Here is a 13,671-nt window from a genome sequence, read left to right on the forward strand (position 1 = left end):
CGCGAGAGGGCCGCACGGTCGCTTCACCGTGCGGCCCTCTTGGTATGTGTCACACCTTCAGGTACTTGCGCAGCGCGAAGAACGCGGCCAACGCGGGCATCAGCAGGCTCGTGGCCAGGATGAGCGGAAGCTTCGTCAGCACGGCGTCCCAGCCGATGAAGTTGATCAGGTTCAGCTTCTCGGACAGGGCGAGTCCGTTGTCGATGATGAAGTACCTGGCGGCCACCAGGAAGCCGCAGGCGACACCACCGCCGATGAGCCCGGCGACCGCCGCCTCCATGATGAACGGCGCCTGGATGTAGAAGCCGGAGGCGCCGACCAGTCGCATGATGCCGGTCTCACGCCGACGGCTGAACGCCGAGACGCGCACGGTGTTGACGATCAGCATCAGCGCGACGACGAGCATCAGCGCCATCACCGCGCGGGCGGCCCAGTTCATGCCGTTGAGGAGGCCGAAGAGGTTGTCCAGGATGCCCTTCTGGTCCTGCACGGACTGCACGCCGTCCCGGCCGTCGAAGGCGGTGGCGATGACCTGGTACTTCTCCGGGTCCTTCAGCTTGATCCGGTACGACTCCTGCATCTGGTCCGGCGTGAGGGAGCTGGCCAGCGGCGAGTCGCCGAACTGCTCCTTGTAGTGCTTGTACGCCTCGTCCTGCGACTCGTACGTCACCTTGTCGACGACGGTCATCTCGTCGAGGTCGGACATGATCTGTTTCTTCTGGTCCTCGGTCACCGCGCCCTTGGCGCAGTTGGGGTCGGACTCGGCGTCGCTCTTGTTGCAGAGGAAGACCGAGACGTTGACCTTGTCGTACCAGTAGCCCTTCATGGTGGTCACCTGGTCGCTCATCAGCAGCGAACCGCCGAACAGGGCCAGGGACAGGGCGACGGAGACGATGACGGCGAAGGTCATCGTCAGATTGCGGCGAAGACCGACACCGATCTCCGAGAGCACGAACTGGGCGCGCATGGCGTCTCGTTAAGCCTTTCCGTTCCTCGTCAGTGCTGGTAGCCGTAGACGCCGCGTGCCTGGTCGCGGACGAGACGGCCCTTCTCCAGCTCGATGACGCGCTTGCGCATCTGGTCCACGATGTTCTGGTCGTGGGTCGCCATGATCACGGTGGTGCCCGTCCGGTTGATGCGGTCGAGCAGCTTCATGATGCCGACGGAGGTCTGCGGGTCGAGGTTGCCGGTGGGCTCGTCCGCGATGAGCAGCTTGGGCCGGTTGACGAAGGCGCGCGCGATGGCGACGCGCTGCTGCTCACCGCCGGACAGCTCGCCCGGCCTGCGGTCCTCCTTGCCGCCGAGCCCGACGAGGTCGAGCACCTGCGGCACGGACTTGCGGATCTCGCCGCGTGACTTGCCGATGACCTCCTGCGCGAAGGCGACGTTCTCGCCGACCGTCTTGTTCGGCAGCAGGCGGAAGTCCTGGAACACCGTCCCCAGCTGGCGCCGCATCTGCGGCACCTTCCAGTTGGACAGGCGGGCGAGATCCTTGCCCAGAACGTGCACCTGTCCGTGGCTGCACCGCTCCTCGCGGAGGACCAGCCGCAGGAAGGTGGACTTTCCGGAGCCGGAGGACCCCACGAGGAAGACGAACTCGCCCTTCTCGACCTCCAGGGAGACGTCCCTGAGGGCTGGGTGGTTCTGTTTGGGGTAGACCTTGGACACGTTGTCGAATCGGATCACGGATGCACCACGGGTCGCCGGGGGTAGATGTGCGTGACCATACGCGAATCGGGGAGCGGACCGCAGTCACCGGTCGGGGTTGCGCATCAGTTGCGCGTTTTGTCCTCGGCTCGCGCCGGCCCCGGCCCGGGCCCCGGAGGGAAGGCGCGCGGGGCCCCACGGAACCTGGCACAGTGGAAGGGGGAACGTTCGCGTCGGTGCGGGCGTTGTCCTGACGGAGCCGGTGGGCAAGGAGGGTGAGCGCATGACGTACGACCGGTTGGTGTGCGCGAACTGCGCGGCGCCCGTGAACGAGGGCAGATGCCCGGTGTGCCGGGCGAACCGCGAGCGGCTGCAGCAGGGGAACTTCCTCGCGGGGCTGAATCCGATGACGCTGGTCGCGCTGCTGACGGTGCTGGTCGCGGCGGTGGCCCTGCTGGCCCACCAGACCGCCTGACGCACGCGGAGGGTCCACGGGGCCCCCGGGACACGGTCACGCAAGCGGACGGAGAAGGGGCCCGGAGCGTTGTGCGCTCCGGGCCCCTTCTCGTGCGTGCGCTGTGCGTACGCGGACGGCTACCGTCAGGCGGCAGCGCCGCCGCGGCCGTTCATCAGACGCGGCAGGAAGCGGAAGCCGATGCCTCCGGCGATCATCGTGGCGGCGCCGACCAGCAGGAACGTGGTCTGCGCGGCGCCCGTCTCGGCGAGCTCCTCGCCGCTGCCCTGGGCGGTGGTGTCGGAGGCCTGGGCCTCCTCACCGGTGTCGGTCAGGGCCGAGGAACCCTCGTTCTGGCTGACGTTGTCGTTGCTGCCGCCGTCGGGGTTGGTGTTGTCGCCCCCGCCGCCGTTGCCGCCACCGTTGCCGCCGCCGTTACCCGGGTCCGTGGGGTCCGTGGGGTCGGTCGGGTCCGTCGGGTCCGTGGGGTCGGTCGGGTCCGTGGGATCCGTGGGATCCGTCGGGTCCGTGGGGTCGGTCGGGTCCGTCGGGTCCGTGGGATCCGTCGGGTCCGTGGGGTCCGTCGGGTCCGTCGGGTCCGTGGGATCCGTCGGGTCCGTGGGATCCGTCGGGTCCGTGGGATCCGTCGGGTCCGTCGGCTCGTTCGGGTCCGTCGGAATGTCGGTGGGCGGGGTCGTCGGCTCCTCGTCGTCGCCGTCGAGGCTCACGCCGACGTCGACGCTGGTGTCGCCGACGCCCGCGCTCACACCGAGGTCGAGCGCCGAGGCGGCACCCGCGGCGGTCAGCGAGGCTCCGGCCGCGATCACGGCACCGGCCGCTATGCGTGCGACACGGATCCGCGTCTTCTTGGTCATATGGTTGCTACCCCCAGTAGCCGAATCGTCAGAGAGGCCGCGCTCGGGGCCGTGATCGACGGAGGTAGCTCTGCTGATGCCCCCGGTTCACATGCGCCCCAGAAATACGCATGCCGCGCCTCACCCTTACGAATGTTCAAAGCAACGTCAAGGCCATTGCGTACGCGATGTCCAGGTACGGGACGTATGCCGGACACAATGGGTGTGAGTGTGATGTAAAACCCAGACATCACCGGCGGAGAGGGGGCCAGACAAAAGGCAACCGCCGCCGGAAGGGCGGCAGTTGCCTTGTCGACAAAGCGGCGTCAGCGCCTCGCGCTACTTCTCCTGCTGCTTGCGCCAGCGAATGCCGGCCTCCAGGAAACCGTCGATCTCACCGTTGAAAACCGACTCGGGGTTGCCCACTTCGTGCTCCGTGCGCAGGTCCTTGACCATCTGGTACGGGTGCAGCACGTACGAACGCATCTGGTTGCCCCAGGAGTTGCCGCCGTCGCCCTTGAGGGCGTTCATCTTGGCCTGCTCCTCCTGGCGGCGCCGCTCCAGCAGCTTGGCCTGGAGGACGTTCATGGCGGTGGCCTTGTTCTGGATCTGGGAGCGCTCGTTCTGGCAGGAGACCACGATGCCGGTGGGGAGGTGGGTGAGCCGCACCGCGGAGTCGGTGGTGTTCACGCCCTGGCCGCCGGGACCGGACGAGCGGTACACGTCCACCCGCAGCTCGGACTCGTCGATCTCGATGTGGTCGGTCTGCTCGACCACGGGGAGGATCTCGACGCCCGCGAAGGAGGTCTGCCGGCGCCCCTGGTTGTCGAAGGGCGAGATGCGCACCAGCCGGTGCGTGCCCTGCTCGACGGAGAGGGTGCCGTAGGCGTACGGCGACTGCACGGCGAAGGTGGTCGACTTGATGCCGGCCTCCTCCGCGTACGACGTCTCGTAGATCTCGGTCTTGTAGCCGCGCTGCTCGGCCCACCGCAGGTACATGCGCTGGAGCTTCTCGGCGAAGTCGGCGGCGTCCACGCCGCCGGCCTCGGCGCGGATGTTGACGAGCGCCTCACGGGCGTCGTACTCACCCGAGAGCAGCGTGCGGACCTCCATCTCGTCCAGCGCCTTCTTGACGGCCGTGAGCTCGGACTCGGCCTCGGCGCGGGTGTCCGGGTCGTCCTCCTCCTCGGCCATCTCGAAGAGCACCCCGAGATCGTCGATCCGGCCGCGCAGGGTCTCGGCCTTCCTGACCTCGGCCTGGAGGTGCGAGAGCTTGCTGGTGATCTTCTGCGCCGCCTCCGGGTCGTCCCACAGGGAGGGCGCGGCCGCCTGCTCCTCGAGCACGGCGATGTCTGCCCTCAGCTTGTCGAGGTCCAGGACGGCCTCGATCGACTCCATGGTCGAGGAGAGGGACTTCAGCTCTTCGGATACATCGACGACTGCCACGCATCCAGCGTAACGGCTCCGCCAACCGGCCTTCGCCGGGTCGTCACCGGATGGCGGTGGGGCGGCGTGCCCGGACTCACGGGGAGGCCGGTGCCGAGTTCCGCGTGTCCTGGGGCCCCGCGCCGCTCTCGTCGCCGCTCGTGGCCAGCCACGTACCGACGCCGATCGCCGCGACCAGGGCCACCGCGCCCGCTCCCACGGCCAGCCGGCGGCGCCGCGCGGCGGCGCGGTTGCGGGCCGATCCGGGGCGCGGGGCGCCGGACGCGCGAGGGGCCCGGGCGGTGCCGCGGGCGCCGCCGGCCAGTTCGTCGGGGGCCGGTACGCGCATGGAGGTGTGCGTGTCGCGGTTGGAGTCGGCCGGCTTCGGCCCCGGCACCAGCGGCACCGCTCCCCGGCGCCGTACCGGCTCCCCGGCGGGCGCGGGGGACGCCGGGGGCTCCTCGGGCGTGTCCTCCTCCTGCTCCGCGTCGGGCTCGTCCACGTCCAGCGGCCCCATCCCGGCCAGCATCGGCAGCAGCTCGCGCAGCCGGGCGCCCAGCTCGGAGGCGCGCAGCCGGGAGGCCGGCGCCTTGGCGAGGCACTGCACGAGCAGCTGCCACAGCTCGTCCGGGATGCCGGGGAGGGGGACGACCGACTCGGTCACATGGCGGCGCAGCACCGCGCCGGGGTGGCCGCCGCCGAACGGCGTGAAGCCGGCAAGGAGCTCGTACAGGACCGTGGCCAGCGCGTAGATGTCCACGGCCGCGCGCGGGGGCAGGCCCTCGACGATCTCCGGGGCCAGGTAGTCCGGCGTGCCGATGATCTTCGTGGCGCGGGTGCGCCGCGGGGTGTCGATGAGTTTGGCCACACCGAAGTCCGTCAGCAGGGCCGGGTGCGAGCCGCCGGGGCCGAGCGGGCCCCGCATGTCGAGCAGCACGTTCTCCGGCTTGACGTCGCGGTGCACGACCCCGGCGGCGTGCGCGGCGGCCAGGCCGTCGGCGACGTCGGCGACGATGGCCACCGCGGCCTCGGGTGCCAGACGCCGCTCCCGGTCGAGGCGGGTGCGCAGATCCGTACCGCGGATCAGGTCCATGACCAGCGCGAGGTCGTTGCCGTCGACCACCAGGTCGCGCACGGAGACGACGTGCGGGTGCTCCAGGCCGAGCAGGGCGGTGCGCTCCTGCACGAAGCGTGAGACGAGTTCCTGGTCGGACGCCAGATCCTCGCGCAGCAGCTTGATCGCGACGGGTCCCTCGGGACCCTCGCCCAGCCACACCGTGCCGGCGCTGCCCCGCCCGAGGATCTGGTGGGCGGTGTACCGGCTGCCGATCTTCCGTGCCAAGACTGCTCCTACCGACGCGTGTTGCGCTTAAAAGTACGCGTCCGAGGAGCCAACCTTCACAGCGGAGGCCGAAATCACCCGCTGGGTGTCGACAAATCTCCAGACTCAGTTACCGGTGGACGTCCCGCCGCCGCCCGAGCCGCTGTCGCCGCCCAGGTCCCCGATCCAGTCGGTCGCGGTGGTGAACCAGTCGCTGAGCTGCGCCCAGTAGCCCTGGCCCGTGCCGATCCACTCCTGCAGCGGGCTCAGCTCCCAGATCAGCCAGCCGGCCACGAACAGGACGACGATCGTGACCAGGCATCCCTTGAGACAGCCGAGACCGGGGATGCGCATGGGGTTGGCGCCGCGCTGCCGCGGCGGCCGGGGCTCACGCCGGGGCGGCTGCGGCTCGGGCGTGGGCGGCGGGGCGTAGCGCTGCGGCTGGGGCCGGTGCGGCTGCTGGGGCTGTTGCGGCTGCGGGGTGGCGTACCGCTGCGGTTGCGGCTGTTGCTGCTGCGGATATCCGTAGCCGGGCTGCTGGGGCGGCGGGCCCTGCGGGGCCTGCCGGGGCGGCTGCTGCGGGCGGGCCACCTGCCGCTGGGGGCGGCGGCGCAGCGGGTCGTCGTTCGGGTCGATGTACTGGACCTGCGTCTGCTCGTTGCGGTCGCGAGCGGCGCGCAGCTGGTTCTGCCAGGGGTGCGGGTCCTCGGGGCCGCCGGACTGCCCGCCCTGTCCCTGCCCCGGGCCGCCCGGCTGTCCCGGCGGCACCGGCGGCATGACGGCGGTCGGGTCGGCCGCGCCGCGGTTCGGGAGTACGGCGGTGGGGTCGGCGGCGCCCGCCGTGCCGCCGGTGTGCGGCAGGACGCTGGTCGCGCCGTTCGGGTCGTGGGCGCCGGGCGGGTTCTGCGGCAGGACCTGCGTCGGGTCGGCGGCCCCGGGGTCGCCCGGGACCTGCGCGGGCGCCGGGTCGGGGGCGAGGAGTACGCCGACGCTCTCGGCGGCGCCGATCTGCGCGCTGTTCGCGTGCACGCCGATGCCCTCGGCGACGACCCGCAGGCCGCGGGCGAGGTTCTCGGCGCTGGGGCGGTCGTCGGGGTTCTTGCGCAGGCAGCGCTCGATGACCGTCCACAGCGGGTCGGGGACGGTGGAGGGGCGGCGCGGTTCGGCGCTCAGGTGCTGGTGCAGCACCTCCAGGGCGGAGCCCCCGCCGAACGGGGGCCGGCCGGTGACCAGCTCGTACAGCAGGATGCCGGCGCCGTAGACGTCGACGGCGGAGGTCTGCGGGCGGCCCTCGGCGGACTCCGGCGCGACGTACGCGGGCGTGCCGACGAACTCGTGGGTGCGGGTGAGGCCGGGAGAGTCCGCGAGACGGGCGATGCCGAAGTCGGTGAGCATCGGGTGCATCTCGCCGCCGGTCTGCTTCAGCAGGACGTTGGCCGGCTTCAGGTCACGGTGGACGACGCCGTCGGCGTGGCTGGCGGCGAGCGCGTCGGCGACCTGCGCGGTGAGCAGGGCGGCGGCAACCGGGGTGAGCGGCCCGTTTTCGCGCAGGTAGCGGTGCAGGTCCGGACCGTCGATGAGATCCATGACGAGGGCCAGCAGCTCGCCCTCGACGACCAGGTCGCGGACCCGGACGATGTTGGGGTGGGTCAGCCGGAGCAGGACGGAGCGCTCCCGCAGGAAGCGCATCACGATGTCGGGGTCGCTCGCGAGCTCCTCCTTGAGGACCTTGATCGCGACGGTCTCGCCGGGCTGACCGGCCACGGCCGCCTCGGCGCCCGCGGTCTCCCGCTGGCGGGCCCGCCAGACGGTGCCCGTGGCGCCGCGACCGAGGGGCTCCTCGAGGAGGTACTTGCTGCCTACCGGCCGCACGTCATGCGCTCCCTGTTGCTTGCCGACTGTTCCGCCCCACTGTAGTGCCGTGCTCCCGGCACCGGGCTGTCGTCGTCCTGTGCTTCCCATTGGTCCACCGGTGCGTCTTACGTTCCGCTTCCGGCGCGTGTTCGAAGGAAAGACGCTCGACCCGGTCCCTTGGTTGCCGGGCCCGAACGTGACCGATCTCAAGCGGACGCCGTTCGATCATCGACGCGACACCTGTCAGGCATTTTTGCGGGCAGAGCCGACCAATCAAGATCATTTGATGGCGGGCGACGGGCACATTGTCAGTGGCAGGTGCGAGGATGCGTGCAGTACTGGCCGACGTGCTCGTGTGGCGGTGGGGGAAGTCCGCGGTGGGGGACCGCGGTAGACGGCTTCTGTCCCCGGCGCGCGGGCGCCCGCGCGAAGGGACCGCTGACGGCGATGCAGATCCGGCTGACCGTCGTAGACCCGCTGGGCCCGCATGCTTCGGTGGGGGGCCACGCCGCGAGCTGCGACGTGCTGGTCACCGCGCCGCCCGGCACGGCCCTGGCCGCGATCGCCTCCGCGCTGGCCGCGGCGCTGCCCGGCGGTGAGAGTCCGGGCTCCGGCCAGGTGGTGCTCTACGCCGGGGCGCAGCGGCTCGACGCCCAGCGCAGCACCCTGGGCGAGCCCCCGCTGACCGACGGCGCGGTGCTCTGCCTGGGCGCCCCGGGCGAGCCCGACCCGCACTCCGAACCGGCCGACGTGCCGGCCCAGCTCCATGTGGTCGCCGGCCCCGACGCGGGTGGCGTCCATCTGCTGCACGGCGGCCAGATCCAGCTCGGCCGCTCCGCCGACGCCGACATCGCGCTCGACGACCCGGACGTCTCCCGGACGCACTGCGCCGTGACCGTCGCCCCCGACGGCCGCGTCTCGGTCGCGGACCTCGGTTCCACCAACGGCACCACGCTGGACGGCACCCGCGTGGGCGACCGCCCGGTCCGCTTCGCGCCGGGGGCGCTGCTGCGGATCGGCGAGTCCGCCCTGCGCCTCGTGCCGGTCCCCCAGGGCGCGGTCGCGCGCGTGGCGACGACCCCGGACGGGGAGGGGCACGTACGGCTTTCCGGCCCGGAGGGGTCCCCGTCTCGGGGGGCCGGGCCGGGCCCGGGGGCGGACGCCGGGGGCCGGGTGGCGCACGCGCGCGTGGCCGACGGGGCGGAGGGCCAGGCCCGTGTGGGGGGCGAGACGGGCGGTCCCTCCGGCACGACCAGCAGCACGGACGGCACGGCGCACCCGTACGGCAGCAGGGACGACTCCGCCCAGGCGGGCCTGGGGACGGACGGCGCCGCGCGCCCGGCCGGGGCGGCGGACGGCTCCTCGCGCGGGGCCGGAAAAGGGGAAGGGGACGGTTCCCGGCGGGGGGCCGGTGCCGGGAGCACCAGTGCCGCCGGGTCCGCGGCCCGGGACCGCCCCGCCGGGCGAACGCACCACGCCTACGGCCCCGCGGGGCCCGGCATCGGCGCGGCATCGACCGAGCCCCGTCAGGTCCCCGGGCAGGGCGGTGCACCGCGACTCGAGAGCCACGGCACCGGCCACGCGGCGGGCACGCGGCGGCCGTCCCCGGCGGGGGACGAGACCCACGGCGGCGCTACCGGCGTGGGCGCGGGCCATGGTGCGGGCGGGCACGGGCCCGAGACCTACGGAACAGGCGCATCCGGCACGGGCGGCTACGGCTCGGACCCGTACGGCGCGGACGTGAGCGGCTCGAACCCGTACGGCGCGGACGCGCACGGCGCGGGACCGTCCGGTGCGGGCGCCCACGGTGCGGGTGCCCATGGCGCGCACGTCCTCGGGACCGCCCGGAGCGCCCCCTTCGGTGAGGCCTCCGGTCCCGCCGACGCCCCCGGCCCGGACGCCGGCACCCGGCGCAAGGGCACGCCCCTGCGCGGGACCGACGTCCCCCCGGGCGTGCGCAGGCGCGGCGGGCTCGGCGCGTGGGCACGGCGGCTCGCCGGAGGCCGCGGCGGCACGCAGGACGCCACCGAGGCCGGGACCCACGCCTACGACCGGGAGCCGGCCGGACCGGCACCGACGGCCCCGGCCGGCACGGCCCGCGCACCGGAGACCTGGCCGGACCCCGCCTCGTTGCTGCTGACGGCGCTCGGACCGGGACCACGACTGTGGGAGCGCGGCCCGGGTCACCCGGAGGCGCTCACCGTGCGGCTCGGCACGGCCGACCGGGTGGCGCCCGGCGGCGACGCGCCGCTGCCCGCGGTTCCGGTGACCGCCGGGTTCCGCGAGGTCGGGGCGCTCGGGCTGGCGGGCCCGCGCGCGCGGCTGGCCGGGCTGGCCCGCTCGGTCCTGGCCCAGCTCGCCGCGCTGCACTCCGCCGACGTCCTGGAGATCGTCCTGATCAGCGCGGACCGCTCCCGTCCGCTCGCCGAACGGGCCGCCGAGTGGTCCTGGGTGGGCTGGCTGCCGCACCTGCGCCCGGGACACGGTCAGGACTGCCGTCTGCTGCTCGCCTACGACCGGGAACAGGCCACGGCCCGCGCCCACGAGCTCCTCCGCCGCCTGGAGGACCACCTGACGGACACCCGGGCCGGAGCACGGCCACCGGCTCCCGCCGGCACCATCCCGGCCCAGCCGACGGCTCCCGCACGGGACACACCACAGAGCCCGGCCACGGCCACGGACTCGGACACGACCCCGGACACGGCCGGCACCCGCCGGCCCTCCTGGGCGCGGGCCGGTGACGGAACCGATCCGGCCGGCGGCCTCGCCGGGCCGTACACGGTGGTCGTCGTGGACGGGGACCCCGGCGGAGCCGACGTGCGCGACGCGGTGGCGCGGCTGGCCCTGGAGGGCCCACGGGCCGGTATCCACGTCCTGAGCCTCGCCGAGACGGCCGCCGCCTCCCCGACGTCCCCGGTGACGGAGACGTACGAGGCGGCCTGCGCGGTGTCCCCGGTGTTCCGGGAGTGCGGCGCCGTGGCGCTGCTCAGCGGCGACGTGGCGACGGCCCTGCGACTGCTGCGCGTCGCGCGCACGGGCGCCTCCCAGGGCGCACCGGCCACCGGCCCGACCGCCCCCAACGGCCCGGCCACCGGCTCGGCCACCGGTCCGATCGCTCCCGTCGGCCCGATCGCCCCCGCCGGCCCGGTCGGGCACGGCACCCTCGGTACGGTCGACGCCGTCTCCCTCGCCTGGGCGGAGCGGTTCGCGCGCGCCCTGGCCCCGCTGCGTACCGACGGCGCGGTCGGCGACCGGCACACGCGCGTGTCCGCGCCGCTGCCCCAGGCGGCCCGGCTCCTCGACGAGCTGGGCCTCGCCCGGGCCACCCCGGCCTCCCTGATGGCCCGATGGGCCGACGCGGCCGACGACACGGAGGCCCTCGGCGGACGGGCGCACGCCGTACTGGGCGCCGGACCGCGCGGCCCGGTCACGGCCGACCTCGCCGCGGAGGGGCCCCACCTGCTGATCGAGGGCCCGCCCGGCAGCGGCCGTACCGAGCTGCTGCGGGCGTTCGTCGCCTCGCTCGCCTCCGCCGAACGCCCCGACCGCCTCGGCATCGTCCTGATGGACGGCCGGGACAGCGTGGGCTCGGGCGGCGGCGGGCACGGGGAAGGGCTGCGCGTCTGTACGGACGTACCGCACGTCACCACCCACCTCACCGCCAACGACCCGGTGCGCATGCGGGAGTTCGCGCAGTCCCTGAGCGCCGAGCTGAAGCGGCGTGCCGAGCTGCTCGGACGGTCGGACTTCGCCGAGTGGCACACCGGACGCGAGGTGTCGGGCCGGCTGGTCGCACAGCGCACGCCGTCGGGTGGCGGCGCCGGCACCCCCGGCCCCGCGGCGATATCGGACACCGGGGACGTCGACTCCCCGCCCAGCTCCACGCTGCGGCTGCGACCGGGCGCGGCCCGGCGCCGGGCGGGGGCGGCGCCTCCGCTCCCCCGCCTCGTCGTGGTCGTGGACGATCTCGACGCCCTGGTCACTCCCCCGCTCGGCTCCCCCGGGCGGCCCGCGGCGGGGTCGGTGATGCGGGCGCTGGAGGCCGTCGCGCGGGAGGGCGAGCGGCTCGGCGTGCACCTGGTGGCCGCCACCGCGCCCGGCGGCCGTACGGCCCAGACGGAGCCCGCGCTCCGCGCCACCCTGCGCGTCACCCTCGACGCCCCGGCACCCGGTCCGGACGAACCGATGCCGGGGCGTGGGCGGTTGTCCTGTCCGGACGGACGGGACGTGGTGTTCCAGGGCGGCCGGGTGACGGGCCGCATCCCGCGGACGGCGACCCTGCGGCCCACGGTGGTCCCGCTGGAGTGGCACCGCATGGGCGACCCGCCCACCCGGCGCCCCGTCCGCGAACTGGGCAACGGGCCGACGGATCTGGCGCTGCTCGCCAGCGCGTTGGAGCGTGCGGCGCGGGAGGTGTCGGCGGCTCAGGTGCCGTCACTGCTGTAAGGCCGGGCAGGTTGCCGCTGGTTGGGAGCGCCTCGCTCCGGGAAGGCTCCCGGAGCTCTCCCGGACGCGGCCGCTCGGGCCGGAGCGGGGGGTTCGGGGGCCGCCGCTCCCGACCGCGCCCGCACCGGCGCCGGTTGCCTGGTCACGACGCGGTCACGATCTTCCTCTGGACGCCGGACGCGCTCTTGCCGCCCCCACCCCCCTGGCGTACACCAGAGCCCACGGGACAGCGCCGGACGTTCGACGAGGAACGAAGAACGGGGCAGTGATGCGCACAAGCAGAACCTTCCGATCCCACAGGACCGTCAAGAGGACCACCCGGGCCGCCGCCACCCTCGCCGCGGGGGCTCTCGCGCTCTCGCTCACCGCGTGCGGCGGTGACGACGACAACGGCGGTGAGGACAAGGGCGGTCAGGGCAGCGGCGACAAGAAGACGGCCGCCACCGTCACCCTTCCCAGGCTGGACGGCGAGAGCCTGGAGGTCGCCGCCGTCTGGACCGGCGCCGAGCAGGAGAACTTCAAGAAGGTCCTCGCCGAGTTCGAGAAGCGCACCGGCGCCAAGGTGACCTTCGTGCCCGCCCAGGACCCGATCATCAACTTCCTCGGCTCGAAGATCGCGGGCGGCGCCCCGCCGGACGTGGCGATGCTCCCGCAGCCCGGTGCCATCAAGCAGGCCGTGGAGAAGAGCTGGGCCAAGCCGCTGGGCGCGGAGGCCACCAAGGAGCTGCGGGAGAACTACTCGCAGGGCTGGCAGGACATCGGCAAGGTCTCCGGCAAGCAGTTCGGCGTCTACTACAAGGCCGCCAACAAGTCCCTGATCTGGTACAACGCCCAGGTCTTCGAGAACGCGGGCGCGGCCGAGCCCAAGACCTGGGACGAGCTGCTCACCGCCGCCCAGACGGTCTACGACTCCGGCGTCACGCCGTTCTCCGTGGGCGGCGCGGATGGCTGGACCCTCACCGACTGGTTCGAGAACGTCTACCTCTCGCAGGCGGGCCCGGAGAAGTACGACCAGCTGGCCAAGCACGAGATCAAGTGGACCGACCCGTCCGTGAAGGAGGCGCTGACCACCCTCGCCGAGATCTGGGGCAAGAAGGACTACGTCGCGGGCGGCGCGACCGGCGCGCTGCAGACCGAGTTCCCGGCCTCGGTGACGCAGACCTTCACCGGCGGCGACCAGCCCAAGGCGGGCATGGTCTACGAGGGCGACTTCGTGCAGGTCAACATCGCCGAGACGGACGCGAAGGTCGGCACGGACGCGAAGGTCTTCCCGTTCCCGGCGGTCGGCGACACCGCGCCGGTGGTCTCCGGCGGTGACGCGGCGGTGATCCTGGAGGACTCGAAGGCGTCGCAGGCGCTCGTCACCTGGCTGGCCTCCCCGGACGCGGCGGCGATCCACGCGAAGCTCGGCGGCTACCTCTCGCCGAACAAGAGCTTCGACACGTCGGCGTACCCGAACGAGGTGCAGAAGAAGATCGCCGATGCGCTGATCGCGGCGGGCGACGACTTCCGCTTCGACATGTCGGACCAGGCCCCGCAGGCCTTCGGCGGCACGCCCGGCAAGGGCGAGTGGAAGGCGCTGCAGGACTTCCTGAAGAACCCGAAGGACGTCGCGGGCGCCCAGCGGCAGTTGGAGGCGGACGCGGCCGCCGCCTACGGAGGCTGACGCG

At 73.4% G+C, this 13,671-nt stretch carries 9 protein-coding genes; 3 read left to right on the forward strand and 6 right to left on the reverse strand.

Features of this window, described 5'->3' with window-relative positions; translation table 11 throughout:
* Positions 1 to 49 precede the first annotated feature (49 nt).
* On the reverse strand, positions 50 to 967 hold the full coding sequence (gene ftsX / locus QC283_RS02940; protein WP_279559707.1) for a permease-like cell division protein FtsX: 918 nt from the start codon (positions 965 to 967) through the stop codon (positions 50 to 52).
* Between the two features lie 29 nt (positions 968 to 996).
* Positions 997 to 1,686 carry a cell division ATP-binding protein FtsE gene (ftsE, locus tag QC283_RS02945; RefSeq protein ID WP_053131878.1) on the reverse strand — a complete coding sequence of 230 codons (690 nt, stop codon included), beginning with the start codon at positions 1,684 to 1,686 and terminating at the stop codon, positions 997 to 999.
* Between the two features lie 244 nt (positions 1,687 to 1,930).
* Here ftsE and QC283_RS02950 point away from each other — a divergent pair, with 244 nt between their 5' ends.
* Positions 1,931 to 2,122 carry a hypothetical protein gene (locus tag QC283_RS02950; protein WP_279559708.1) on the forward strand — a complete coding sequence of 64 codons (192 nt, stop codon included), beginning with the start codon at positions 1,931 to 1,933 and terminating at the stop codon, positions 2,120 to 2,122.
* A 125-nt stretch (positions 2,123 to 2,247) separates the two neighbouring features.
* On the opposite strand, the gene QC283_RS02955 is transcribed toward QC283_RS02950, so the two are convergent.
* From QC283_RS02955 to QC283_RS02970, 4 genes are all read right to left on the reverse strand, one after another.
* Positions 2,248 to 2,976: a hypothetical protein gene (locus QC283_RS02955; protein ID WP_279559709.1), complete on the reverse strand. Its 729-nt coding sequence runs from the start codon at positions 2,974 to 2,976 to the stop codon at positions 2,248 to 2,250.
* Positions 2,977 to 3,294: 318 nt separating this feature from the next.
* The gene (gene prfB / locus QC283_RS02960) at positions 3,295 to 4,401 is read right to left on the reverse strand and encodes a peptide chain release factor 2 (protein ID WP_279559710.1); all 1,107 of its coding nucleotides are present in this window, start codon (positions 4,399 to 4,401) and stop codon (positions 3,295 to 3,297) included.
* Positions 4,402 to 4,477: 76 nt separating this feature from the next.
* Positions 4,478 to 5,722 carry a serine/threonine-protein kinase gene (locus QC283_RS02965; RefSeq protein WP_279559711.1) on the reverse strand — a complete coding sequence of 415 codons (1,245 nt, stop codon included), beginning with the start codon at positions 5,720 to 5,722 and terminating at the stop codon, positions 4,478 to 4,480.
* Positions 5,723 to 5,827: 105 nt separating this feature from the next.
* Complete coding sequence (locus QC283_RS02970) at positions 5,828 to 7,573, reverse strand: serine/threonine-protein kinase (protein WP_279559712.1); 1,746 nt, start codon at positions 7,571 to 7,573, stop codon at positions 5,828 to 5,830.
* A gap of 429 nt (positions 7,574 to 8,002) precedes the next feature.
* Between QC283_RS02970 and QC283_RS02975 the strand changes: the two genes are divergently transcribed.
* Positions 8,003 to 12,001 (forward strand): FHA domain-containing protein, encoded by a 3,999-nt coding sequence (locus QC283_RS02975; protein WP_279559713.1) that lies wholly within the window; start codon positions 8,003 to 8,005, stop codon positions 11,999 to 12,001.
* A 268-nt stretch (positions 12,002 to 12,269) separates the two neighbouring features.
* Positions 12,270 to 13,667, forward strand: coding sequence for an ABC transporter substrate-binding protein (locus tag QC283_RS02980; RefSeq protein WP_279559714.1), 1,398 nt, complete (start codon positions 12,270 to 12,272; stop codon positions 13,665 to 13,667).
* The last annotated feature ends 4 nt before the right edge of the window (positions 13,668 to 13,671 follow it).

The organism is Streptomyces sp. DH41 (assembly GCF_029813785.1).
Taxonomy (GTDB): Bacteria; Actinomycetota; Actinomycetes; order Streptomycetales; family Streptomycetaceae; genus Streptomyces.

Bases quoted from the DNA above. Each gene is read 5' to 3' on its own strand.
- ftsX (WP_279559707.1), bottom strand. From the start codon at position 967: ATGCGCGCCCAGTTCGTGCTCTCGGAGATCGGTGTCGGTCTTCGCCGC.
- QC283_RS02980 (WP_279559714.1), top strand. From the start codon at position 12,270: ATGCGCACAAGCAGAACCTTCCGATCCCACAGGACCGTCAAGAGGACC.
- QC283_RS02950 (WP_279559708.1), top strand. From the start codon at position 1,931: ATGACGTACGACCGGTTGGTGTGCGCGAACTGCGCGGCGCCCGTGAAC.
- QC283_RS02955 (WP_279559709.1), bottom strand. From the start codon at position 2,976: ATGACCAAGAAGACGCGGATCCGTGTCGCACGCATAGCGGCCGGTGCC.
- QC283_RS02975 (WP_279559713.1), top strand. From the start codon at position 8,003: ATGCAGATCCGGCTGACCGTCGTAGACCCGCTGGGCCCGCATGCTTCG.